Source organism: Streptomyces sp. MCA2 (assembly GCF_023544705.1).
In the GTDB taxonomy this organism is placed as follows: domain Bacteria; phylum Actinomycetota; class Actinomycetes; order Streptomycetales; family Streptomycetaceae; genus Streptomyces; species Streptomyces decoyicus.
Map to the genome: position 1 here is coordinate 71,566 of NZ_JAMJFM010000017.1, position 21,899 is coordinate 93,464.

Consider the following 21,899-nt stretch of genomic DNA (forward strand, 5'->3'; position numbering starts at 1 on the left):
CTGAGGGGAAAGCGTTGGCTGAACAGACGCAGGGAGCAGTCCCGCTCAGCGCTGTGATTGCCGATGCCGCAACCGGGGTCGCCCTCGCCCTGCGGGGTGAGGGCGACCCTTATGCGTTGTCGAGCATTCTGCGGCAGAGCGATGCACTGGCCCCGGCCGCCCTCAGGGTGCTGGGCGCCGATGCGCTCGCGCCGTACGCAGTCGAGCACCGTGGGGCGCCCGTCGGCGCGGACGATGAAGAGGTCGTCCGGCAGGCGCTCACGGTCTACCCGCCGGGAGCGGACGCCTCGGAGATTTCGGTGTGGAGCTATCGCGGCCTGGTCGAGGCCTCGCATGCGTTTCTGCCCGGAAGCGCACGGCACTGGCCGCCGCCCCCCGAGGCCGCGGCCGGATGGGTCGAGGCCGACCCCTGGCCGAAGCTCTCTCATCGCGTGTCACAGCTCGCCGCGCTCGCGCTGCCCGGGCTGGCGCCCGGTCTCGCCGAGCAGCTGACGGCACGCACCGACGATCTGGCCCGCGGTTTCGTCCGGGCGGTACGCCGCCGGGACTGGTTGCAGGCGGCCGGCCTGGGCCGGTGGCTGGCCCGGCTGCCCGACGCCCCGCAGACTCTGGGGCTCGACAGCGGGCTGGCCTTCGTCCGTCAGATGGGTGGCGGCGACCCCCGGGTGGCGCTGCATGTCGTGGCCGCCCAGCGCTTCTACGGACGGGGTTGGTGACCGGCGGCCGGGGCGACCCCGGGCTGCTCGACCGGATGGTCCGGGACAGCCTGGGGTGGCTGGAGGAGATGCGCGACTTCTTCCGCCTGCCCCCGAACGTCACCACGGACGCCGACCCCAACCTGACGCTCAAACCGCTGGGGGAACTCGCCGAACTGACCCAGCTGATCGGGGTGTTGCACCCACGGGACGAGATCCGGCAGACGGCCCGCGGGCTCTTCGCGTTCGCCTGGAACGAGACCCGCGACGGTGAGCTGTTCGCCGAGCTGATCCGCGGCGAGCCCTTCGCCACGTACCCGGTCGAGCTGTACGGGGTCTTCGCCCAGGCCGGGCTGCGCCACTCCGAGGTCGACGCGCTGGTGCAGACCACGACGCGGCTGCGCGGCTGGCGGGTGGCGCGCGAGGACCACACCCGTACGCTCGGTGTGCTCAACGCGGAGCGCAGGATCGGGCTGCGGCAGCACGCCGACTTCGGCGCCGTCCTGGCCCTGACCGGCCTCGGCGGGCTGCCGGAGCCCTGGGCGCTGGACCGCAAGGGCGCGTACGGCGTGACCCATGACGTCTTCCACCTCACCGACTGGGGGCGCAACCGGCAGCGGCTGTCCCCCGAACTCGCCGGCTATCTGCGGCTGTGGCTCCCCTCCTGGCTGGAGAACTGGCTGGAGGAAGAGCTGTGGGACCTGGCCGGCGAGCTGCTTGCCGTGACGGCGTGTCTGCCCGCGGCCCCGTACGACCCGGTGGCCTGGCAGCGGCTGGCCGGCGCGCAGGCGGCCGACGGCAGTGTGCCCGAGATCGGTGCCGCGCCGTCCACCGGCGACCGGGCCGAGGCCTTCACGGCCTGCTACCACTCCACCCTGGTGACCGCGTTCGCCGCCACCCTCGCCCGTATCGCCTCCGACGAGGCCGAGACCGGTCCCCCGGCCGGGGATGCGGCGATGGCGGGCGGGCGGACCCCCTGCGAAAGCGAGACAGCCCCGTGACCGTGACGGCCGCATCCCCCGCCTTGCTGCACGGTGTCGGCGACCGGGCCCTGACCTGGCTCGACGACCACCGCGAGCACTTCCGGCTGACCCCCGACGACTTCGCCACCAACGGCGCGGTCGTCGAGCGGCTCAAGCCCATCGGGGAGCTGGCGCTCAATATGCAGGTGCTGTTCCGGGAGGGGGTGGCCGGATCCCGGCAGAAGGAGCGGGCCGGGAAGCTGCTGGACTTCGCCTGGCGGGAGCTGCTGGACGGCGGCAATGTGCTGGCCCGGCTCCAGCACGACGAGCCGCTCTCCCCCGTGCCCCTGGAGGTCTATGCGACCTTCCACGAACTGGGCCACCGCCATCCGGGGCTGGAGGCCGCGCTGGAGGTGTGCCGGCGCACGACGACGTGGACGGCGCTGGAGATGATGCCCAACCGGCGGCTCGGTGTGCTCAATGCGGAACGCAAGCTGGGCCTGCCGCCCAGCAGCGACTTCGACCGGGCCGTGGACCGCACCTGGCTGGGGCAGCTGGCCGAACCGTGGACGGTGCAGCTGCACATCGCCTACGACCTGACCCACACCGTCTTCCACCTCACCAACTGGGGCGAGGCCCCCGAGCGCATCCCGCCGGCCATCGCCGACTACCTCATGCGGTATCTGCCCGCCTGGATGGACGACTGGGCGGACCTCGAACACTGGGATCTGCTCGGCGAACTTCTCGTCGTCGACGCCTGTCTGCCGCGGCCGGCTCTGGACGCGGAGCTGTGGGAGCGGTACGCGGCCGCGCAGTCGCCCACCGGCGCGATGCCCATCCAGCGCCGGATGCCGCAGGGCGACGCGGCGCGGGTCTTCGATCTCGTCCACCACCCCACCCTGGTCGCCGCGTTCGCCTCCGCGATGGCCACCTCCCGGGCCCTGTCCGCCGTCGGATGAGCCCCGACCGCTCCGGACCGGTGCTCGGTGACCGCCTCGCGGACGCGGTCGCCCTGATCGACGCGCCGGACGTCGTGGTGGGGGTCACCCGGAACGGCCGGCGGACCGTGATGACCGGCGGCTCGGCGCTGGCGCCGCCCACTCCCCGCCATGCGCTGCGCTACGAGCTGGGGTCGCTGTCCAAGACCTTCACCGTGCTGCTGCTCGCCGACCTGGCCCGGGCCGGCGTGCTGTCGCTGGACGATCCGCTGGCCGCCCACCTGCCGGAGCTGCCGCTGCCGCACCCGAATTCGCGCCGGATCACCCTGTGGCATCTGGCCACCCACACCTCCGGGCTGCCGCGGATCCCCGCCGACCTGATCGCCGGCGCGCTGCTGCATCCTTACGCCAACGGCTATGCCCGTTACGACACCGAGCGGCTGCTGCGCGCCTTCGCCCGCACCCGGCCCCGGCACCGGCCGGGCACCCGCTGGCGGTACTCCAACCTCGGACTGGCACTGCTCGGCCCGGTCATGTCCCGCGCCGCGGGCGCCCCTTACCCCGCCCTGCTCACCGACCGGGTGCTGCGCCCCCTCGGGCTGTCCGACACGACGCTGGGGCCCGGCACCACCGGCACCGACGCCATCGGCCACCGGACGAACGGCGTGACGCCGGTGGGCAGCGCCGACATGGGCGCCTTCGTCGCCGCCGGGTCCGTCCATTCCACCCCCGGCGATCTGCTCACCTACCTCGAGGCGTACCTCTCCCCCGGCGACACCCCACTGGCGCGGCCGCTGCGCGACGTCCAGGTGCCACTGCTGCGACGCGGCTGGCGCAAACGCAACACCCATACTCTGACGTGGTATCAGCATCCCGCTGCGCAGGGCCCGTTGCTCTTCCATGTCGGGGCGACCTTCGGCCAGCAGGCGTTCCTCGGCTACCACCCGGCGACGCACACCGGGCTGGTCGCGCTGGCCACCCGCCGCGGCCGCAGCTGCCGCATGATCACCACCGCCTACGAGCTGCTGTACGGACTGGCCGGCGATCCCGTGGTCTGAACCGGGGGCCGCCGCCGGTCAGAGCTCGCCCGCCAGGATCCGGGCGAGGGAGGTGCCGGGGCGTTCCTCGCTGGCCCGGCGGAAGAGGTCGGCATACGCCTCGTCGCCGATCGCCGCGCGGGCCCGCTGCTCGCACTCCTCGCGTACCGCGCGCAGTTCCGGGGTGCCGCGCTGCGGATGTCCGACGGTGCGCCAGATGGCCTGGCCGCTTCCGTAGAGACGGGCGGCCGCCGCGCCGTCGCCCTGGGCCGCCACCGCGGCCGCGAACAGGTCCAGGCCCAGGGCGATTCCGAACTTGTCGCCGATGCCCTCTTTGGCCGCGAGCATCGCCCGCGCGTGGTCGGCGGACTCCTCCGGCCGTCCCTGGAACAGCGAGATCAGGGAGAGCTGGTAGTCGATATAGGAGCGGCTCCAGTATTCGCCGCGCCGCACACAGCCGCGGCGCAGCGCGGTCGCCTCGGCGCGGGCCTCGGTGAGCCTGCCCAGGCCGGTGAGCGCGAAGAGCTGTACGAGATGGCAGCGCAGCCGTGCGGGAGAGTCGAACGGGGTGCGCGGCGCCGGGCCGAGGACCTGGTCCGCGACGGTGTGCGCGGACATCGGGCGGCCGGCCATCAGGTGGGTGAGGCCGATGAGGTAGCCGGCCTGGAGCACCGCCTCCGCGTCGTCGGACGCCCGCGCCGCGCGGGAGCACTCCATGCCCAGGGCGTCGGCCAGCGGCAGATCGCCCTGGAGGAGTACGGCGACACCCAGCGCCCACAGCGCACGGGTGCGTGCCGGGCTCGGGCCCTGGTGGGCGGCGAGGGCGCGGGCCACGTAGTCACGGGCCTCGTGCAGATGACCGCAGCAGCTCCAGAAGAAGCCGATGGATCCGCTGAGTTCCTGGGCGCGCTCCGGGTCGGTGACCAGGAGGTGGTCCAGTGCGGTGCACAGGTCGACGTGGGCCTCGGCGACCCTGCCGTACCAGCCGACCTGTTCGGGGCCCAGCCAGCCCAGTTCGGCGCGGCGGCCGAAGGCGGCGAAGTGCGCGGCGTGCCGGTCGGCGAGCGCCGTCGTCTCGTCCAGCTCGGTCAGCCACATCCGGCCGTACTCGCGCAGTGTGTCGAGCATCCGGAAGCGCGTGCCCTCGCGGGTGAGCACCGACTTGGCGGCCAGTGCGGCCAGTGTGCCGCGGACCCCCTGTTCGGTGAGCGGTCCACCGGCGCACACGGCGCTCGCGGACTCCTCGTCGAAGGTGCCGCGGAAGACGGACAGCCGGGCCCACAGCAGCCGTTCCAGCGGTGCGCACAGCTCATGGCTCCAGCCGATGGCGCAGCGCAGCGTCCGGTGCCGCGGCAGCCGTACCGGACGGTCGCCGTCGAGGGTGTCGAAACGGGAGGTGAGCCGCTCGGCGATCTGCTCGACGGAGCTGTTCGCGAGCTGGGCGACGGCGAGTTCCAGGGCCAGCGGGATACCTTCGAGGCGTCGGCAGATGACGGCGGCGGCCGCCGCATGCGACGGGGCGGCGAACGGCACGCCGGGGGCCGCGGTTCCGGCCCGTTCGGTGAACAGGGTGAGCGCGTCGTTGTCGCCGGTGCAGGACAGCGGGCCGATCTCGGTGGTCCACTCGCCGACGATGTCCAGCGGCTGTCTGCTGGTGACCAGCACGGTCACGGCGGGGGCGGCGGTCAGCAGATCCCCGAGGAGGTCGCGGCAGGCGTCGACGAGATGCTCGCACGAGTCCAGCACCAGCAGCAGCCGTTTGTCGGCGAGCCATTCGCACAGCACCGCCACCGGCGTCCGCGCCGTGTGGTCGGCCAGCCCGACGGCGTCGCAGACGCTGGCCACCAGCCGCCCCGCGCCCTGTAGGGGCCACAGGTCGGCCCAGCAGACCCCGTCGGGATACCGCGCCGCCGCCGCGCGCGCGGCCCGCATCGCGATCCGGGTCTTGCCCACCCCACCGGGGCCGGTCAGGGTGATCAGCCGGTGCTCGGTCAACTCCTGGTCGATCCGGCGCAGTTCGGCTCGTCGGCCCACGAAACTGGTCGACTCCTCGGGAATGTTGCTCGCCACCGGCCCAGTTTGCCCCAGCCGTGGCGTCAGCAGGAGTCCGGCGAAGCGGGCCGGGGCACGAGGTTGACGCCCGCGGGCCGGGCGGGCGGCGTCCCTCAGGGCGTGACGACGGGGAAGGTGGGGTTCGGCGTCCGGACGAGGCCGAGGAGCCGGTTCAGTGCACCGGTCTCGCCGTGCTGTGCGGCGTCGCCCGGCACCCGCCCGTCCAACAGGTCCAGCAGCTGGGGCTTGGTGAGGGTGAGAGTGAGGTCCGGGGCGTGTTCCCCGGACGGGGTGGGGGCGCCGGGTGAGCTGAGGTGGGTGAGGGCGCCGTGGGAGAGCGTCAGATGCCAGGTCCGGTCCTCGTCCGGGAGGTAGAGGTCGAGGGTGAGCGCGGTGGACCAGGCGCGCGGGCCGTCGATGCGGATGGCGAGCGAGTCGATGAGCTGGTCGACGGTGAGGGCGCCGGCGATGTCGGGGTCGGCGGTGGCCGCCCATGCCTCGGCGAGGGTGCCGCGGAGTTCCATGGCGCCGGTGAGGTAGAAGTTGCGCCAGGTGCCGTTCTCGCTGCCGTGGCCCAAACGCTCGTAGACCAGGGCCAGTTCACGCCGGGCGCGGAGGTTCTTCGGCTCGGCGAAGACCGCGTGGTTGAGCAGGGTGGCGGCGAACCGCAGATCGCCTTCGGCGGCGTACCGCTTGCCCGCGTCCACCGTGGCCTCGATGCCGCCGATGGTGTCCACATAGCGTCGGGCCTGTTCGGCCGGCGGGTGCTCCCACAGATGGGCGGGGTTGCCGTCGAACCAGCCCATGTAGCGCTGGTAGATCGCCTTGACGTTGTGGTTGAGCGAGCCGTAGTAGCCGTGCAGGGAGGTGTCCTGCTCCAGGTCCGGCGGCAGCCGCAGCTCCTCGGCGATCTCGGCGCCGGTGAGCCCCTCGTTGAGCAGCCGCAGGGTCTGGTCGTGCAGATAGGCGTAGAGGTCGCGCTGGTGGGCCAGCAGGGTCTTGATGCGGTCCTTGCCCCAGGTCGGCCAGTGGTGGGAGGCGAAGGCGACCTCCGCCTCGTCGCCGAAGAGGGCGAGCGCCTCGCCCAGGTAGTGGGACCAGGTCCGGGCGTCGCGGACGTCGCCGCCGTGCAGCGGCAGGACGGTGTGCAGGGTGTGGGTGGCGTTCTCGGCCAGGCAGAGGGCCTCGTGCGCCGGGAAGCAGAAGTTCATCTCGGCGGGTGCCTCGGTGCCCGGGGTGAGCTGGAAGACGATGCGTACGCCGTCGACGATCTCCTCCTGGCCGGTGCGGGTGATGTCCACGGTCGGCGGGATGAGGGTCATGGTGCCGGTGGAGCGGGTGGTGCCCAGGCCGCAGCCGATCTGGCCGTCCGGCCCCTTGGGGAGCCGGCTTCCGTACATGTAGACGGAGCGCCGGGTCATGGCGGGACCGGCGTAGATGTTCTCGCGGACGGCGTGCCGGAGGAAGCCGGCCGGCGCCAGCACCGGGACGGGGTGGTGGTCGTGCGGCAGTACGCCCCGTCCGCCGCCGAAGTGCGCTCCGTGCGAATGGGAATAGACCAGACCGGTGACCGGACGGTCGCCGCGGTATTTGCGGTAGAGCTCCAGGGCCGCGGCGGCGGTCTCCGCGCAGACGAGCGGGTCGATGACGATGACGCCGTGGTCGCCCTCGACCAGCGTCATGTTGGACAGGTCCAGGCCGCGGGCCTGGTAGATACCGTCGGTGACCTCGTACAGGCCCTGCCGGCTCACCAGCCGGCCCTGCCGCCACAGGCTCTCGTGCGCGGTCTCGGGACAGTTTCCGGCCAGGAATCCGTAGGCCTCGGCGTCCCAGATCACCCGGCCGTCGTCCCCCGTGACCTGCGGCGGGTCGAGCGCGGCGATGAAACCACGGTCGGCATCGGCGAAGTCCTGGTGATCATCCACGGGTGCAGCGGTCACGGGGCGCTCCCTCTCCGGGGCGGCGGGCCACAGTCGGCGGACCCATGTCACCGATTTAACCGAATGTGCCCGGTTATCGCATGCGTGCGGGCCCTCGCTCCGGGCGGAATACCCAGGACCGGGCCCGGCGGGCGCCCGTGTCGCGCGGCATGATGCGGCACCTCTCCCGTCAACGGCGTTACGGGCGAGGCCGGGCAGGGCACAACAATGCCGATGACGTTGCCGCCCCCGCCGCGGCTGATCAGGCGCCCTCACTACGCGCGATCACCGGATCAATGCCCCCGACCGCCTTCCCCCTGCCGCTATGGCACGGCCGCCGCACGACCCGGAGGAGGGACGACGCTGTCCCCGTACGACGACCGCCCTTTCGGCGAACTCACCGAACTTTTCCGGCACGACGCGGACCCCGGCACCCACCCCCGCACCCCGGCGGGCGGCCACCCGGCCCGGCCCCGCCCGCACCACCGCGGCCTGGCCTGGCTGCTGCCGGCCGCCGCGGCCGGCAGCCTGACCGCCGGCATCGCGCTCTCGCACGGGCTGCTGCTCGCGAGCGGGCTGGTGCTGGCAGGACTGCTGGGGCATCTGCTCACCGGCGACCGCGACCGGCCCCGCTAGCGGCCCCAGGCCCGGCCCGGCGCCGACGTCCCGCGGCCGCACGCACGGCCGCCGACCGGCTCGCCCTCACGGGAAGGCAAGCGGCCGGCGGCCTTCACACGCCCTTGCGGGGAGCGCGCGTCAGGTGGCGCGGCGGCTCTTCGACGCCACGGCGACACACATGGCACCCAGCAGGAACGTCAGGGCGCCGATGATGATGTTGTTCCAGATGACGCCGGCGTCCGGGCCGCTGCCGACGATCCACGGCGAGATGATCATCCATACGCCGATCGCGCACATCGCGCCGCTCAGCCCGTACATCCGGTCAGGGGCCACGGTGAAGCCGACCGCCAGGAGGGCGATCGCGATACCGAGGATGAGGTTGTGCAGGACGAGCGCCGGCTGTGCGGCGGCGAAATGGAGGACCCACGGCGACACGGCGCAGTACAGGCCGACCAGGAAAACCGGTCCGTCGACGAGTACCACGTCGCGCCCGCCGAGCACCCGCTCGTACCGAGCTTGCATCTCCGATGCATCGGGGTGACCTGCGAGATCGCCCCTGTGGTGTGAGACGTCGGCCATGCGACTCGCCTCCTTGGTTCGCAAACTGGCCGTTCCGCGTGGCATCGAGCCGCGCACCTTTATTCTGCGCTTATGTCGGCTTTATGGGTAGATGAAAGGGCAAGGGAGTTTCACCGCGCGGCCGCCGCACCGCCGTCACCTGCGGTCCGGCGCCCGCCCCAGGCCCAGATTCCAGCGTCCGCCGCGGCCGCTCAGCTCCGTCACGGTCAGCGGCGGCACATCCAGCCGCCAGAAGGCGTCCGCGGGGACCGCGAGGGCGCACACCGCCGCCGCGCGGACGACGTCCGGCTCGACGACGGCCAGCACCCGGCCCGCATCCTGGGCCATCCGCGTCAGCCAGCCGGCGACCCGGTCGCAGAGCTGCCGCAGCGACTCCCCGCCGTGCCCCACGAAATCCGGGTCCGAGAGCCACGCGGACACCGCGACCGGCTCGGCCTCGGCGACCTCGGCCAGGGTCCGGCCGCGCCAGCCGCCCATGGCGCAGCCCGCCAGCTCCTGCGTGGAGCGGGCCGACAGTCCGAGCTCCTCGGCGGTGCGCCGGCACCGGGCGGAGGGCGAGACGAAGATCCGGTCGGCGGCCGGCAGCGCTCCGGCGGCGGCCCGGACGCGGCGCAGTCCGGCCTCGCTCAGCGGGCCGTCGTCATCGAAGCGCACCTCGCGCTGGGCGTCGCCCGCGGCCGGTGAGACCAACATCACCCGAGTTGTCATGCCCTCTTCTCTCGCTCGTCACCGGCCCCGGCAACGCCTGTCCGGCGCACGGGAGTTGTCCGGCCGGCGCGCCCCGTCCTGCGCCTCTCCGCCCCCCGCGCAGCCTTGGCCTGGTGGCCGGATCGCGGTACCTTCCCGATGATATTGACGACGACATGACGGAAGCCGGTGAGATGCCGGCGCGGTCGCGCCACTGTATGTCCGGTTTTTTACCAGCCCAGCAGGGCCGGAACCGGGCGAGCCAGACCCGGCATGTCGTTACGCACTCCACCGATCAGGGACGCGAGTTCCCCGCACAGGAGGTTCCGCCATGGCTCAGACCATCGCACCCCCCGCCACCGGCGCCGTCACCCCGGCCCCGCTCCCCCTCAAGGCCATCGCCCCGTGGGCGCTGTTCGTCGGCGTCCTGATGCTCGTCCTGCTGTACTTCATCGGCGCGGAGCAGGGCGCCACCTCGCTGCTCTCCGGCACCGAGGTTCACGAGTGGGTCCACGACGGGCGCCACCTCCTCGGCTTCCCCTGCCACTGATCGGATTTCGCACCCATGAACTCCGTCACCATCAGAACCCTTCTGGTGCGCGGGATGCTCGCCGGTCTGGCAGCAGGTGTCGTGGCCCTCGTCGTCGCCTTCCTGCTGGGCGAACCGCGGGTGGACGCCGCCATCGCGTTCGAGGAAGCACACAGCCACGGACACGGACACGAAGTGGAGGTCGTCAGCCGCGGTATGCAGTCCACCGCGGGACTGGCGACCGGCGTCCTGGTCTACGGCGTGGCACTGGGCGGAATCGCCGCCCTGGTCTTCTGCTTCATGCTGGGCCGGATCGGCCGCTTCGGCGCCCGGACCACCGCCGCCCTGCTGGCCGGGGCCGCGCTGCTGGTCTACCTCGTACCGTTCCTGAAGTACCCGGCGAACCCGCCGGCCGTCGGTGATCCCGACACCATCGGCCAGCGCACCGCCCTGTACTTCCTGATGATGCTGCTCGGCATCCTGCTGGCCGTCGGCGCGACGATCCTCGGCCGGCGCCTGGCACCGAAGCTGGGCAATTGGTACGCCACGGTCGCGGCCGGTGCCGCGTTCGTGGTCGCCGTCGGGATCGCGTACGCCTTCCTGCCGTCCTACGACAATGTGCCGCACGGGTTCCCCGGCACACTGCTCTGGCAGTTCCGGGTGACGACGATCGCCATCCAACTGGTGCTGTGGACCGCCTTCGGGCTGGTCTTCGGTCACCTCGCGGAGCGCGTCGTCGCGGCGCGGCCCGAGGCCACCACGGCCGAGGCGGTACCCGCCACCTCCTGATCCGGCCGCCACGGCCGGCACCCCACCGAGGGAGGGCTCCCGCGATCTCTGCGTCGCGGGCCCTCCCTCGTGGCATGGGTGGCCGACCTCTTGGCCTGCCCGCCGCGTCAGGACAGACCGGGGATGCCGTCCAGATGCGGCAGATCGTGGTCGAGGCGCTCCCGTTTGGCGCGGAGATAGCGGATGTTCTCCGCACGGGGCGTCATCAGCAGCGGGACCTGTTCGGTGACGGCGATGCCGTACCGCAGCAGCGCCTCGCGCTTCCGCGGATTGTTCGACAGCAGCCGCACGGCCCGGACGCCGAGGTCCTGGAGCATCTCCGCCGCGACACCGTAGTCGCGGGCGTCGACGGGCAGCCCGAGCGCGATATTCGCCTCGACCGTGTCCAGTCCGCCCTCCTGTAGCTTCATCGCCCGGAGCTTGGCCAACAGTCCGATCCCCCGGCCCTCGTGGCCCTGGAGATAGACGAGAATGCCGCGGCCTTCCGCCACGATCGCGCGCAGCGCGGCGGACAATTGATCGCCGCATTCACAGTGGGTGGAGGCGAAGACATCACCCGTGAGGCATTCCGAATGCACGCGGGTCAGCACCGGCTCTCCCACGACATCGCCGTGGACCAGCGCCACTTGCTCGATCCCGCTGCGGCGGTCCAGATAGCCGACGGCGAGAAATTCACCGTATGTCGTGGGGAGCCTGACCGTCACCACCTGTTCCACGCCCGGTTTCTGGCCGAGGGCATCATCGATTGCGACACGGAGGTCGGTGTGTGCATCGTCGTCGGGGTCCATCATGGCGCGATCGTACCCGCGTGGGGAATGGATCGTCGGTAGTCACTCAGAACACAACAAGTATGCTGCGACAACCATGACTCGGTGAGTCAGCGACGAAAGGCCGCAGCCCACGATGACCCCTTCGGGACACCCGACTCCGGCGCCCGGCCTCTTGCCGGCGGACACCACGGAGGACGTACGTGCACGACGGCCGACGATGGCCGTGCTGCCCATCGGCAGCTTCGAACAACACGGTGCTCACCTGCCGTTGACCACCGATACCGTCATCGCCTGCACCATCGCCCGGGAGGTGGCCGCCGGCCGGGCCGTCCAGCTGCTGCCGCCGCTGACGGTGTCCTGTTCGCACGAACACGCCGCCTGGCCGGGGACCGTCAGCATTTCGGCCCGCACCCTGCATGCGGTCGTCACGGACATCGCCGATTCGCTCCGCAAGTCCGGTATCGGCACCCTGATTCTCGTCAACGGGCACGGCGGAAATTACGTGCTGCGCAATGTCGTTCAGGAATCCGCGGGGAGCGGCGTGCGGATGGCGCTCTTCCCCGGATCGGCCGACTGGGACGCGGCGCGCACCCGGGCCGGGGTGCGGACGTCCGGGCACACCGATATGCATGCGGGAGAGGCCGAGACGTCCATTCTGCTGTATGCCCATCCCGAATTGGTCAAGGAAGGCTATGAATCAGCGGATTGCGTCGCCGATGACCGGAAGCACCTCCTGACACTGGGCATGTCGGCCTATACCGAATCCGGGGTCATCGGGCGCCCGTCCCTGGCGTCCGCCCGGAAGGGGAAGGAATTGCTGGCCGGTCTGGTCGAGGCATTCGACGAATATACGGCGCTGTTGGGCGCAGGAACGGAAGCCCATGACTGAGGTACTCGACGCGGCGGCCGCCTGGGACCGGCTGCGGGCCCTCCGTACGGCGGACGAGGCGCAGGCCGCCGGGCTGGTGGCGGACGGCGACGGCGGACTGCGCTGGCAACGGCCCGCCACACCCGAGGCGGTGGAGCTCGCCGGACGCTATCTGCCGCTGTGCCTGGCCGGCCCGCGGGTCGCGTTCGCGCAGCTCGGGCAGAGTCTGGACGGCTTCATCGCGACCCGTACCGGCGATGCCGACTATGTCACCGGGGCGGAGGACCGCTGCCATCTGCACCGGCTGCGCGCGCTGGCCGATGCGGTGCTCGTCGGGGCCGGTACCGCCGTGGCGGACGATCCGCGGCTGACCGTACGCGCCTGTGCGGGGGACAATCCGGTGCGGGTGGTGCTCGATCCGCGGGGCCGGGTGCCGCTGCACAGCGGGGTCTTCACCGATGGTGCCGCGCCGACGCTGTGGGTGGTGGGGCCGGACGCCGGCGCCGTGCCCGGGGACGCCGGCGGCGGCGTGGACGTCATGGTGCTGCCGGACGCGGACGCGTTCGCCCCACGGCGCCTGCTGGCGGCGCTGGCGCGGCGGGGCCTGGGACGGGTGCTGATCGAAGGGGGCGGGGTCACCGTGTCGCGGTTCCTCCAGGAGCGGGCGCTGCACCGGCTGTATGTCACCGTCGCACCGGTCCTGCTCGGCGACGGCATCCCCGGCCTGCGGTTTGCCGGCACGCCGGTGATGCGGGAGGCGCTACGCCCGCCGTTGCGGCGCGCCCTGCTCGGCGAGGACACGCTCTTCGAACTCGAACTGCGGGCGTTCGGTGCGCCATCCGGCGGACCGGCGGACGAGCAGCACGGCGGCGCCCGGGAGACTGGCGACGAAGGCGAGCACACCGTAGATCACGGCAGTGGTGAGCCCCTGCGCCGCGCCTAGCCCGGCGGCGCCGAAGGCCCAGGCGGCGGCGCCCTCCCGCGGGCCCCAGCCGCCGACGTTCAGCGGCAGGGCCATCGCGAGCAGCGCCAGCACCACCAGCGGTACGAGTTCGCTGGTCGGTGCGGTGGCTCCGGCGACCCGGGCGGCCAGCACGAACATCCCGAGGTAGCCCGCCAGTACCGCCACGGAGGAGAGCGCGACGCCGGGCCAGACACCGGGGGCCAGCAGACCTTGGCGCGCCTCGGTGAGTACCGTGCGCACGGCGCGTTCGGCGCGCGAGGCGCCCCGGCGACGGCGCAGCCGGACGGCGACCGCCACCAGCAGCCCGCCCGCCGTGGCCGCGGCCAGCGCGACACCGGGCGAGGTGAGGAAGCCGGCGACCGGCGCCAGGACGGGCGAGGGCCGGGCGAGCAGCACCACCGCACCGGCGACGAGCAGGACGAACTGGCCTGCGGTGCGCTCCAGGACGACCGCGCGTACGCCCCGGCCGAGGTCACCGGAGTGACGGCCGTGGCGCACGGCGCGGTGCACATCGCCCAGGACGCCGCCGGGCAGCGCCGCGTTCAGGAACAGCGCCCGGTAGTAGTCCGCGACGGCCCCGCCCAGGGGCAGCCGCAGACCGAGGCCGCGGGCCACCAGACACCACCGCCAGGCGCTGAACACCGTGGTCAGCAGGCCGATGGCGAGGGCGGCGAGCAGCGTGGCGGCGTCGATCCGGCGCAGACCGTCCAGGAAGGCGTCGGATCCCAGATGCCACACCAGCGCCACCAGAATGCCCAGTCCCGCGAGCAGCCTGAGCCACGCCGCCCAGCGGGACTTGTTCATCCCGCGCTCCTGGACGAGGGTCCGGGCAGCGCCAGCAGATCGGTGTGGTGCACCGCGACGGTCAGCTCGCCCGCCGCGCACTCCTCCAGCCGCCGCCGCAGATAGGCCACCGCTTCCGGTGCCAGCTCGGGCCGCTGGGCGTGCGCGGCGCCGACCCAGCCGCGCAGCCATTCGGCGGTCAGCGCGGACTCCGCACTGCCCAGCCGCCATGCGCTGGGCCGCACCAGAACGGTCGCACCGCGCCGCTCGAACGCCGTGACCGCCGCCGCGATCGCGTCCGGCCCGAGCAGGCCGCGGCCCTGGTCCGTGCGGCGCTGATGGTCGTTGAAGGCGTCGGCGATCTCGGCGTCGAGCGGATCGGAGGGGGTCAACTCGACCCGTCCGGCGACCGAGAGCGCCAGCAGCGCCGGGCAGCCCGCGCCCACACAGGCCTCGGCGAGCGCCTCCACCTCGTCGCGAGTGAGCAGATCGAGCAGCGCGGAGGCGGTCACCAGCGAGGTGCCCGCGAGGTCGTCGGCGGTGAGGGTGGCCAGATCGCCGCGCTCGGTCGTGGCGTCAACGGGCGTACCGTCGGCGGCCGTTACGGGCATCCGCGCACCGGCGTGGTCGAGCAGCGCGGGGTCGAGGTCGTAGAGGACCCAGTGCTGCGGGCCGGGCAGCCGGACGGCGAGCCAGCGCCCCATCGAGCCGGTGCCGCACCCGAGATCACGGATCACCAGATCGCGCGGGCTCCCGGGCGGGCCGATGGGCGGCGGCTGTGCGGCCACCCATTCCAGCAGCGGATGCAGCAGCTCGGGTGCGCGGGCCGCGGCATCGGCGCGCTCCCGCAACTCCAGCCACCGCGGGGCGAATCGGGGCCTTCCGGTTACGTTCACCGCATGCTCCGGGTCTCGTCCCGAAGCCGTTCCAGCGCTCCGGCCAGACTGTGCGACGTCATCTCCCACCCCTCCAGCATGGCACGCCGTCCGCGTGCCGCATTCTTCAACCGGTCACGCAATTGCGGATCGTCCAGCCAGCCACGCAGCGCCCCGGCAAGGGCCGGTGGCTGTCCAGACGGGACGAGGAGACCGGGCACACTGCCGTCGGGCGCCTGCCCGACCGCTTCCGGAACCCCGTCCACCGCCGTCGCCAGCACCGGGATCCCGCGTGCCAGCGCCTCGGTGATGACCATGCCATAGGTCTCGGCATACGAGGTCAGCACCAACAAATCCGCCGCGGCGTAGCGCGCGTCCAGGTCGGCGCCCGCCTGCGGCCCGGTGAAAGCGATCCGGCCGTCGAGGCCGGACTCGGCGACGCGGCTTTGCAGTTGGGCGGTGTAACCGGGATCACGGTCGAGCCCGCCGACGCATACACAGCTCCAGGGCAGCTCGGTGACGGTCGCGAGGGCCTCCACCAGGAGGTGCTGCCCCTTGCGCGGGGTGACCGCGGCGACGCACAGCAGTCCGGTGGCGCCGTCGGTGCCCGGTGCGAGAGGCGCGGCGTCGGCTCCCGGCCTGGCGACATGGACCCGCTCCGCCGCCAGCCCGTGATGGGCGACCAGCCGGCGGGCGGCCCAGTCGCTGGTCGCGACGACGCTCCCCACGGCGTGCAGGGTGCGGCGTTCTCGGGCGTCCAGCTCCGCCGCCACGGCGGGGTCGAGCCCGGTCTCGTCGGCCAGCGGCAGATGGACCAGTACGGCGAGCCGCAGCCGCTCCGCCTCCGGGACGAGGACCTCGGGGACGCCGCAGGCGACCAGGCCGTCGAGGAGGACCACGGCGCCGTCGGGCAGCGCCGCCAGGTGCCGCGCCAGCCCCGTGCGGGCCGCGGCGTCCGGCTGCGGCCAGCTTCCGGGCGCCGCGTACGGGCGCACCTGCCAGCCCGCCGCCGGGAGGTCGCGGCACACCCGGCGGTCGTAGGTGTTGCCGCCGCTGGGTACCGCCGGGTCGTCGACGTCACCGGGCAGGACGAAGTGCACCACGCGCTCCGCCGCCGCGGTGGCGCCGGTACGGGTCACAGGGTGCGCTCGTACGTCGCCCAGGCGATATGCGATTCATGCAGGGTGACCGATATCCCGGCCAGCTCGCGGGCGCTTTCCCCGAAGTTGCCCGCCTCGATGCGTTCGGCGAGCCGGTCGGCGATGACCTTGGCCAGGGCCTCCGTCGAGGTGTTGATGCCGGCGAAGGCGGGCTCGTCGTCGAGGTTGCGGTAGTTCAGCTCGCCGACCACGGCGCCGAGTTCCTGGGTGGCCAGGCCGATGTCGACGACGATGTTGTCGGCATCCAGCTCCGCACGGCGGAAGGTGGCGTCCACGATGAAGGTCGCGCCGTGCAGGCGCTGCGCGGGTCCGAAGACCGCGCCACGGAAGCTGTGGGCGACCATGAGGTGATCGCGGACGGTGATGCTGAACAAGGCCGTTCCTCCGGTGTGATGTCGGTCTCAGTGAGGTGTCGTCGTGGGGGCGAATTCCGGGTGGATACCCAGGGGTTGTCAGCCGTCCGCCGGCCCGTAGCGGATGCGGTGGCACAGCGCCGGGAGGTCGCCGGAGGCGAGCTTGGGCAGCAGCGTCGGCAGGTCCTCGAAAGCGGACTCGCCGGTGATCAGCGCGTCGAAGGCGGGGTCGGCGAGCAGGTCGAGGGCGACCGCGAGCCGGTCGGCGAAGGTACGGCGGGGCCGGGCCGGGGAGACCGTGCCCACCTGGCTGCTGCGGACGACCAGCCGGCGGGAGTGGAAGGCCTCCCCCAGCGGCAGGCTGACCTGCCGGTCTCCGTACCAGCTCAGCTCGATGACGGTGCCTTCCGGGGCGAGCAGTTCGAGCGAGCGCGTCAGCCCCTCCTCGGTGGCGCTGGCGTGCACGACCAGGTCGCAGTCGCCCAGCGCGTCCGCGGGCAGCGCGAAGTCCACACCCAGTGCCGTGGCGGTGGCGGCGCGCGCGGGATCGGCGTCCACCAACTGCACCCGGACCCCCGGGAAGCGGGCGAGGACGGCGGCCACGCCGGAACCGACCATGCCCGCCCCGACCACCGCGATCCGGTCGCCGACCAGCGGCGCGGCGTCCCACAGCGCGTTCACCGCGGTCTCGACGGTGCCCGCCAGGATGGCACGCTCGGCGGGCACGGTGTCCGGTACCGGGGTGACGGCGCTCGCCGGGACGACGAAGTGCGTCTGATGCGGATACAGGCTGAAGACCGAACGGCCCAGCAGGTCGGGCGGGCCTTCCTCGACGACGCCTACATTGAGGTAGCCGTACTTGACCGGTGCGGGGAAGGCGCCTTCCTGGAACGGCGCCCGCATCACGGTGTGCTGGCTCTCGGGGACGCCGCCACGGAAGACCAGGGTCTCCGTTCCACGGCTCACTCCGGAGCAGACCGTGCGCACCAGAACCTCGTCATCGGCGGGGTCCGGCAGGTCTACCGTCCGGATCTCGCCCTGACCTGGAGCGCTTATCCAAAAGGCACAAGCGACGCGCGGCATCGGGATCCTCCTGGACGCTACGGCGTTGGTTCATCAATGCTGGGGATCATGAGGACGCCGTCACCCTACGCGGCGCCCTTCGAGTCCGCTACACATCCCGGGAGGCAGGGTGGCCGTACAAGAGCGCTACGACACAAGGCCGTTCGGACCGGACATTACGGCCGGTATGGGGGTGCAACTGCTGGTATTGGAGGTCCTGTGCCGAGTGTCCGGCCTGGGCACCATCGGGTGGCTCACGGGGTGCGTCTTCGCCGTCGCCACCTGGGCCGTGCTCACCGTCGCGCTGCGCCGGACGTGGACCACGTCGTTCGGACCGGCCAACCGCGTCACACTCGCCCGCACGATCCTGGTCGGCGGGGTGACCGCGCTGGTCGCGGACTCCTTCGGCCGGCCGGTACCGGTCACGGTGCTGATCGCCTTCGCCGCCGTGGCGCTGATCCTGGACGCGGTCGACGGGCAGGTGGCCCGGCGCACCGGAACGGCGACCCCGCTGGGGGCGCGCTTCGACATGGAGGTCGACGCCTTCCTGATCCTGGTGCTCTGCGTCCATGTCGCCATCCCGCTGGGCGCCTGGGTGCTGAGCATCGGCCTCATGCGCTACGCCTTTGTCGCGGCGTCGTGGGTGCTGCCGTGGCTGCGCGGTGACCTGCCGCACAGCATGGCCCGCAAGACCGTGGCGGCGCTTCAGGGCGTGGTGCTGGTCGTGGCCGGTGCCGGGATCCTGCCGCGGGCGTCGGAGGTCACCGCCGTGGCCATGGCGCTGGGACTTCTCGTCTGGTCCTTCGGGCGGGACATCGCGTGGTTGTGGCGGGCCGGGAAGGGGGCGGGCGGAACGCCTGTGACGGTCGTCCCCGAACGGGCCCCTGTCGGCGTCCCCGTCACGTCCCGGCGTGCCGGCCCAGATAGATGACCAGCGCCAGGAAGACCAGCAGCAGATTGGTCACGACGATGGAGAGCAACACCTGCCGCCACAGGCTGCGTCGTGGTGCCGGGTGAGCGAGCAGCACCCCACCGGGCAGCCGCGCCAGCTGGGCCCCGGGACGCACCACGGCCGTACGGGCCCGGCGGACGCCGCAGCGCGGCGAGGTGCGGCGGCGGGCGGTGCTCTCCGGGCAGGCGCGGCCGTGTCCGCGCGCCGTCCGGAGCGGCCCTCGCCCGGGGGGACGTCCCCGGCAGGGCCGTACGGTCCCCGGCCCGGAGGGCGTGGGTATGCAGGTGCGTGAGCGGACCGCCCGCCACGGCGGCGGCCCCTTGCGCCTCGGTGCGCCGGCCATCTGCGATCACCCTTTTCCGGTGGTGAACGAGCGGACCGCTCCCGTGCGGTGACCGTGCGAGCGGCGGAGCGAGCGAGTCATGAGACGGCCCCCACCCCGCCGGCCGCCGGCAGTGCGCCGGTCTCGGCCTGCCGCAGTTCGGTGAGGAGCGCATGCTGCCCGGCGAGCACTTCGGTGAGGACCCGGCGGGCGGCGCTCAGCAGCTCCGCGACCTCTCCCCCGGCCAGCTCGTAGACGACGGTGGAGCCACTGCGGGTGGCCGTCACCAGGCCCGAGCGGCGCAGGACCGCGAGCTGCTGGGAGAGCGCGGACGGCTCCACTTCGAGAGCGGAGAGCAGACTCCGCACCGGCATCGGTCCGCTCTGGAGAAGCTCCAGCACCCGGATGCGGACCGGATGCCCCAGCATCCGGAAGAAGTCGGCCTTGGCCTGACAGAGCGGAACCCAGGCGCCGTTCATCCGCGCGCCCCGCTCCCGGGACCATGCGCGGACCGCGCCGCGCGCACCCGTATCCCTACCGATTCGGCGAAACCGCCCACGCATGTCCTCCGCGTTCAGGCCGACCGGCCATCGCGTCATCTGTTGAATTGCGGAATTCTGCAACTGTAGACGACCGGGGCGGGTGACTTGAATGGGTGTGCCGGACAAACCGGGGCCCGTGCGGCACTGTTCTCCCGGCGTGCCCCTCCCCCGCTGCCGCCGACCTGCCGGTCCTGCCGTCCGCCCCCGGACCGCGCCGCCGCCTGTCCGTGAACTCTCCGGCACCCGGAGGCAGTTACCGTACCCGCGGCCGGATTCCGTCGCGGCGGCCGCCGGGCGGCCCGCACCGGATGCGGACGCCGAAGCCGCGGACGGGGCCCGTGGCGCGTGAATCCGCTGGACAGGCCCCCACCCTCCAACCGCATAGTGACGCCCATGACTTCACTGGTGCGCCACCTCACGATCGACTGCTCCGACGCCTACCGTCTGGCGAGCTTCTGAGCGGAGGTACTGGACGGAACGCTGGCCGAGGACGACCTGCCGGGTGATCCGGAGGCCACGGTCACGGCCGCGGGCGGCGCGCTGCTGTTCGTCACGGTGCCCGATGCCAAGGCCGGGAAGAACCGGGTGCATCTGGATCTTCAGCCACAGGACCGCGACCGGGACGATGAGGTCGAGCGGCTGCTGGCGCTCGGCGCGACCCTGGTGGCCGACCATCGGCGGACCGACGGGACCGGGTGGGTGACGCTGGCCGACATCGAGGGCAACGAGTTCTGTGTGGAGCGCAGCGCGGCCGAGCGGGCGGGCTGACCTTTATACGGCCCCGTCTCCGCGGTGGCCGAGAGCGGGGGGAAGTGTGCCCAGCTGCCGGCCGGGCCTCGTGGTGTCCGGTTCCGGCCCTCCCGCACCCGTTCAGCGGCGTCCTCCCCGCGTCCGTTGGGGTGATCAAGCGCCTCCGCGGCCCTGAGCGGGTGTCGTCGGCCGGGCCTGGCGCGTTGGTCTTCCGTGACCGTTTCCCGCGCCCGACCGTGGTTTCTGCCGACCAGCCTCGCAGCCTTCCTGACCGAGGTGGAGCCGGACGGGCCGGCTGACGACCCGTCGGACGGCCGGCCCGGTGCCGGGTCCGACACACCGGACGGCACCCCGCCCGATACCCGGTCAGCTGATTCCGGGCCGACCGGTTGCCCGCCGTGCACCGGTGCGTCCGGCACCGCCGACGAGGAGCCCGGGAAGCCCGCTGACCGGCCCTGATCGGCAGTCCGGTGAGGGGCGGGGCAGCGGACTTGACGGCGTGTCGAAAGCTGGCCGCTGCACACACCGTCATCGTCGGGTCACCACATGTGGCGAGCGGCAGTGATCGCCCATAGCTTCGCCTCATGGCGCTACGACAGATGAAATACATGGGCTGTGTCGCCGCGATGATGATCGGCGGACTCGGCGCGGCATCGCCGTACGACACAACACAACGACACGTCGTCCACCCCGGTGAGTCGATCCAACGGGCGGTGGACAGAGCGAAGCCGGGCGACACCGTCTTCCTCCGGCCCGGTCACTACCGGGAGAGCGTACTGATCCGCAAGTCGCGGCTGCGGCTCGTCGGTGCGGGCCGGAAGACGGTGATCAGTCCGGCCGGCAAGCGGGCCGCGAACGCCTGCGGGCAGAGCGGCAACGGGATCTGCGTCGTCGGCACGGGAGGCAGGCCGCTGCGGAACGTCAGCATCCGCTCGCTGACCGTCCAGGGCTTCAAGAAGAGCGGCATCTGGGCGTCCCGCACCGACCGGCTGTCCGTGCGCGACGTCGCCTCGCGGAAGAACGGCGTGTGGGGCATCGCCGAGGAGAAGTCCCTCCGCACCGTGATCCGGGACAACGCCGCCATCGACAACGGTGACGCGGGCATCTTCCTGGCGAACACGGTCAAGGAGGAGGGCGGGGCCACCGACACCCGGGGGTCCAGGATCACCGACAACCGTCTCTCGCGGAACCGGATCGGCGTCACGGTCCGGCGGGTCAGAAACCTGATCATCGCCCACAACAGCATCACCGGTAACTGCGGCGGCGTGTTCGTCGTCGGCGACGAATCCCGCCCGCGGGCGGGAATGCTGACCGTCCGGAACAACACCATCCTCAAGAACAACAAGCACTGCCCCGGCAACAGCCGGCTGCCGTTCATCCAGGGCTCCGGCATCATCCTCACCGGCGCCGAGCACACCCTGGTGACGCGCAACGACATCCGGGGCCACGTCGGCAAGTCCCCGCTCTCCGGCGGCATCGTGTTGTTCCGCAGCTTCGTGAAGACGACCAACGAACGCAATCTCATCAGCGAGAACCTCGTGCTGCACAACAAGCCGGTGGACCTGGCCAACCGGGACCCCAAGGGCAAGGGAAACCGGTTCGTCCGCAACGTGTGCCGGACCTCGGAGCCGGCCGGTCTGTGCCGACGGCACGGGGAGCACCGGGCGCACCCCTCTTCAACGGGAGAATAGAG

Annotated in this window: 23 protein-coding genes, 1 pseudogene and 1 riboswitch; of the genes and pseudogenes, 12 read left to right on the forward strand and 12 right to left on the reverse strand. The window is 72.3% G+C overall.

All coding sequences use genetic code 11. From position 1 onward, the window contains the following. The first annotated feature begins 14 nt into the window (after positions 1–14). From M8I34_RS16485 to M8I34_RS16500, 4 genes are read left to right on the forward strand one after another with little or no spacing between them, the layout of a single operon-like run. The gene (locus M8I34_RS16485; RefSeq protein ID WP_250050203.1) at positions 15–716 is read left to right on the forward strand and encodes a hypothetical protein; all 702 of its coding nucleotides are present in this window, start codon (positions 15–17) and stop codon (positions 714–716) included. Continuing rightward, positions 713–1,696 (forward strand): hypothetical protein, encoded by a 984-nt coding sequence (locus M8I34_RS16490; protein WP_250050204.1) that lies wholly within the window; start codon positions 713–715, stop codon positions 1,694–1,696. The genes M8I34_RS16485 and M8I34_RS16490 overlap by 4 nt, the downstream gene beginning before the upstream one ends. Beyond that, the gene (locus M8I34_RS16495; RefSeq protein ID WP_250050205.1) at positions 1,693–2,616 is read left to right on the forward strand and encodes a hypothetical protein; all 924 of its coding nucleotides are present in this window, start codon (positions 1,693–1,695) and stop codon (positions 2,614–2,616) included. The genes M8I34_RS16490 and M8I34_RS16495 overlap by 4 nt, the downstream gene beginning before the upstream one ends. Continuing rightward, positions 2,613–3,653: a serine hydrolase gene (locus M8I34_RS16500; RefSeq protein WP_250050206.1), complete on the forward strand. Its 1,041-nt coding sequence runs from the start codon at positions 2,613–2,615 to the stop codon at positions 3,651–3,653. The genes M8I34_RS16495 and M8I34_RS16500 overlap by 4 nt, the downstream gene beginning before the upstream one ends. Before the next feature lie 18 nt (positions 3,654–3,671). Here M8I34_RS16500 and M8I34_RS16505 read toward each other — a convergent pair whose 3' ends face one another. Continuing rightward, the gene (locus M8I34_RS16505; protein ID WP_250050207.1) at positions 3,672–5,702 is read right to left on the reverse strand and encodes an NB-ARC domain-containing protein; all 2,031 of its coding nucleotides are present in this window, start codon (positions 5,700–5,702) and stop codon (positions 3,672–3,674) included. A 95-nt stretch (positions 5,703–5,797) separates the two neighbouring features. Beyond that, positions 5,798–7,624: an alkyl/aryl-sulfatase gene (locus M8I34_RS16510; protein WP_250050208.1), complete on the reverse strand. Its 1,827-nt coding sequence runs from the start codon at positions 7,622–7,624 to the stop codon at positions 5,798–5,800. Positions 7,625–7,837: 213 nt separating this feature from the next. Here M8I34_RS16510 and M8I34_RS16515 point away from each other — a divergent pair, with 213 nt between their 5' ends. Further along, positions 7,838–8,239, forward strand: coding sequence for a hypothetical protein (locus M8I34_RS16515; RefSeq protein WP_250050209.1), 402 nt, complete (start codon positions 7,838–7,840; stop codon positions 8,237–8,239). A 120-nt stretch (positions 8,240–8,359) separates the two neighbouring features. On the opposite strand, the gene M8I34_RS16520 is transcribed toward M8I34_RS16515, so the two are convergent. Next, complete coding sequence (locus tag M8I34_RS16520) at positions 8,360–8,800, reverse strand: SPW repeat protein (protein ID WP_244416372.1); 441 nt, start codon at positions 8,798–8,800, stop codon at positions 8,360–8,362. 135 nt (positions 8,801–8,935) lie between these two features. After that, entirely contained in the window at positions 8,936–9,508 is a 573-nt protein-coding gene (locus M8I34_RS16525) for a histidine phosphatase family protein (RefSeq protein ID WP_250050210.1), read from the reverse strand. Positions 9,509–9,668: 160 nt separating this feature from the next. Beyond that, positions 9,669–9,755, forward strand: a riboswitch (cobalamin riboswitch). Positions 9,756–9,818: 63 nt separating this feature from the next. Here M8I34_RS16525 and M8I34_RS16530 point away from each other — a divergent pair. Both M8I34_RS16530 and M8I34_RS16535 read left to right on the forward strand, forming a co-directional pair. After that, positions 9,819–10,037, forward strand: coding sequence for a CbtB-domain containing protein (locus tag M8I34_RS16530; RefSeq protein WP_030083316.1), 219 nt, complete (start codon positions 9,819–9,821; stop codon positions 10,035–10,037). A gap of 15 nt (positions 10,038–10,052) precedes the next feature. Continuing rightward, positions 10,053–10,805: a CbtA family protein gene (locus M8I34_RS16535; protein WP_250050211.1), complete on the forward strand. Its 753-nt coding sequence runs from the start codon at positions 10,053–10,055 to the stop codon at positions 10,803–10,805. Positions 10,806–10,912: 107 nt separating this feature from the next. Here the strand turns inward: M8I34_RS16535 and ribA are convergent, their stop codons facing one another. Further along, on the reverse strand, positions 10,913–11,593 hold the full coding sequence (ribA, locus tag M8I34_RS16540; RefSeq protein WP_250050271.1) for a GTP cyclohydrolase II: 681 nt from the start codon (positions 11,591–11,593) through the stop codon (positions 10,913–10,915). Positions 11,594–11,708: 115 nt separating this feature from the next. Between ribA and M8I34_RS16545 the strand changes: the two genes are divergently transcribed. Together M8I34_RS16545 and M8I34_RS16550 are read left to right on the forward strand one after the other, a co-directional pair. After that, positions 11,709–12,464 carry a creatininase family protein gene (locus tag M8I34_RS16545; RefSeq protein ID WP_250050212.1) on the forward strand — a complete coding sequence of 252 codons (756 nt, stop codon included), beginning with the start codon at positions 11,709–11,711 and terminating at the stop codon, positions 12,462–12,464. Continuing rightward, a pseudogene (locus tag M8I34_RS16550) lies at positions 12,457–13,095 on the forward strand (RibD family protein); the annotation flags it as partial. The gene M8I34_RS16545 and the pseudogene M8I34_RS16550, both read left to right, overlap by 8 nt. Before the next feature lie 108 nt (positions 13,096–13,203). Here the strand turns inward: M8I34_RS16550 and M8I34_RS16555 are convergent. From M8I34_RS16555 to M8I34_RS16575, 5 genes are all read right to left on the reverse strand, one after another. Beyond that, positions 13,204–14,211, reverse strand: a complete 1,008-nt coding sequence (locus tag M8I34_RS16555; RefSeq protein ID WP_250050213.1) for a lysylphosphatidylglycerol synthase transmembrane domain-containing protein — start codon at positions 14,209–14,211, stop codon at positions 13,204–13,206. Further along, the gene (locus M8I34_RS16560; RefSeq protein WP_250050214.1) at positions 14,208–15,086 is read right to left on the reverse strand and encodes a class I SAM-dependent methyltransferase; all 879 of its coding nucleotides are present in this window, start codon (positions 15,084–15,086) and stop codon (positions 14,208–14,210) included. The genes M8I34_RS16555 and M8I34_RS16560 overlap by 4 nt, the downstream gene beginning before the upstream one ends. Further along, a complete protein-coding gene (locus tag M8I34_RS16565; RefSeq protein ID WP_250050215.1) occupies positions 15,083–16,204 on the reverse strand; it encodes a glycosyltransferase family 4 protein in 1,122 nt (373 codons plus the stop codon). The genes M8I34_RS16560 and M8I34_RS16565 overlap by 4 nt, the downstream gene beginning before the upstream one ends. Beyond that, positions 16,201–16,599: a 6-carboxytetrahydropterin synthase gene (locus M8I34_RS16570; protein ID WP_250050216.1), complete on the reverse strand. Its 399-nt coding sequence runs from the start codon at positions 16,597–16,599 to the stop codon at positions 16,201–16,203. Before M8I34_RS16570 ends, M8I34_RS16565 begins: the two co-directional genes overlap by 4 nt. 78 nt (positions 16,600–16,677) lie before the next feature. After that, complete coding sequence (locus M8I34_RS16575; RefSeq protein WP_250050217.1) at positions 16,678–17,661, reverse strand: zinc-binding alcohol dehydrogenase; 984 nt, start codon at positions 17,659–17,661, stop codon at positions 16,678–16,680. Between the two features lie 109 nt (positions 17,662–17,770). On the opposite strand from M8I34_RS16575, the gene M8I34_RS16580 reads away from it, so the two are divergent. Then, positions 17,771–18,571: a CDP-alcohol phosphatidyltransferase family protein gene (locus M8I34_RS16580; protein WP_374210919.1), complete on the forward strand. Its 801-nt coding sequence runs from the start codon at positions 17,771–17,773 to the stop codon at positions 18,569–18,571. Here the strand turns inward: M8I34_RS16580 and M8I34_RS16585 are convergent. Continuing rightward, complete coding sequence (locus M8I34_RS16585; protein WP_250050218.1) at positions 18,540–18,710, reverse strand: hypothetical protein; 171 nt, start codon at positions 18,708–18,710, stop codon at positions 18,540–18,542. The two genes, M8I34_RS16580 and M8I34_RS16585, sit on opposite strands and share 32 nt — an antisense overlap. Positions 18,711–19,012: 302 nt before the next feature. Continuing rightward, entirely contained in the window at positions 19,013–19,393 is a 381-nt protein-coding gene (locus M8I34_RS16590; RefSeq protein WP_030083335.1) for a helix-turn-helix transcriptional regulator, read from the reverse strand. A 531-nt stretch (positions 19,394–19,924) separates the two neighbouring features. Here M8I34_RS16590 and M8I34_RS16595 point away from each other — a divergent pair. Both M8I34_RS16595 and M8I34_RS16600 read left to right on the forward strand, forming a co-directional pair. Continuing rightward, positions 19,925–20,224: a VOC family protein gene (locus M8I34_RS16595; protein WP_250050273.1), complete on the forward strand. Its 300-nt coding sequence runs from the start codon at positions 19,925–19,927 to the stop codon at positions 20,222–20,224. A 566-nt stretch (positions 20,225–20,790) separates the two neighbouring features. Next, entirely contained in the window at positions 20,791–21,897 is a 1,107-nt protein-coding gene (locus tag M8I34_RS16600; protein ID WP_250050219.1) for a nitrous oxide reductase family maturation protein NosD, read from the forward strand. The last annotated feature ends 2 nt before the right edge of the window (positions 21,898–21,899 follow it).

Excerpts from the sequence above, each read along its gene's own strand:
- M8I34_RS16520 (WP_244416372.1), bottom strand. The coding sequence starts at position 8,800 with ATGGCCGACGTCTCACACCACAGGGGCGATCTCGCAGGTCACCCCGAT.
- M8I34_RS16600 (WP_250050219.1), top strand. The coding sequence starts at position 20,791 with ATGGCGCTACGACAGATGAAATACATGGGCTGTGTCGCCGCGATGATG.
- ribA (WP_250050271.1), bottom strand. The coding sequence starts at position 11,593 with ATGGACCCCGACGACGATGCACACACCGACCTCCGTGTCGCAATCGAT.
- M8I34_RS16530 (WP_030083316.1), top strand. The coding sequence starts at position 9,819 with ATGGCTCAGACCATCGCACCCCCCGCCACCGGCGCCGTCACCCCGGCC.
- M8I34_RS16555 (WP_250050213.1), bottom strand. The coding sequence starts at position 14,211 with ATGAACAAGTCCCGCTGGGCGGCGTGGCTCAGGCTGCTCGCGGGACTG.
- M8I34_RS16590 (WP_030083335.1), bottom strand. The coding sequence starts at position 19,393 with ATGAACGGCGCCTGGGTTCCGCTCTGTCAGGCCAAGGCCGACTTCTTC.
- M8I34_RS16545 (WP_250050212.1), top strand. The coding sequence starts at position 11,709 with ATGACCCCTTCGGGACACCCGACTCCGGCGCCCGGCCTCTTGCCGGCG.
- M8I34_RS16575 (WP_250050217.1), bottom strand. The coding sequence starts at position 17,661 with ATGCCGCGCGTCGCTTGTGCCTTTTGGATAAGCGCTCCAGGTCAGGGC.
- M8I34_RS16515 (WP_250050209.1), top strand. The coding sequence starts at position 7,838 with ATGACGTTGCCGCCCCCGCCGCGGCTGATCAGGCGCCCTCACTACGCG.
- M8I34_RS16525 (WP_250050210.1), bottom strand. The coding sequence starts at position 9,508 with ATGACAACTCGGGTGATGTTGGTCTCACCGGCCGCGGGCGACGCCCAG.
- M8I34_RS16500 (WP_250050206.1), top strand. The coding sequence starts at position 2,613 with ATGAGCCCCGACCGCTCCGGACCGGTGCTCGGTGACCGCCTCGCGGAC.
- M8I34_RS16535 (WP_250050211.1), top strand. The coding sequence starts at position 10,053 with ATGAACTCCGTCACCATCAGAACCCTTCTGGTGCGCGGGATGCTCGCC.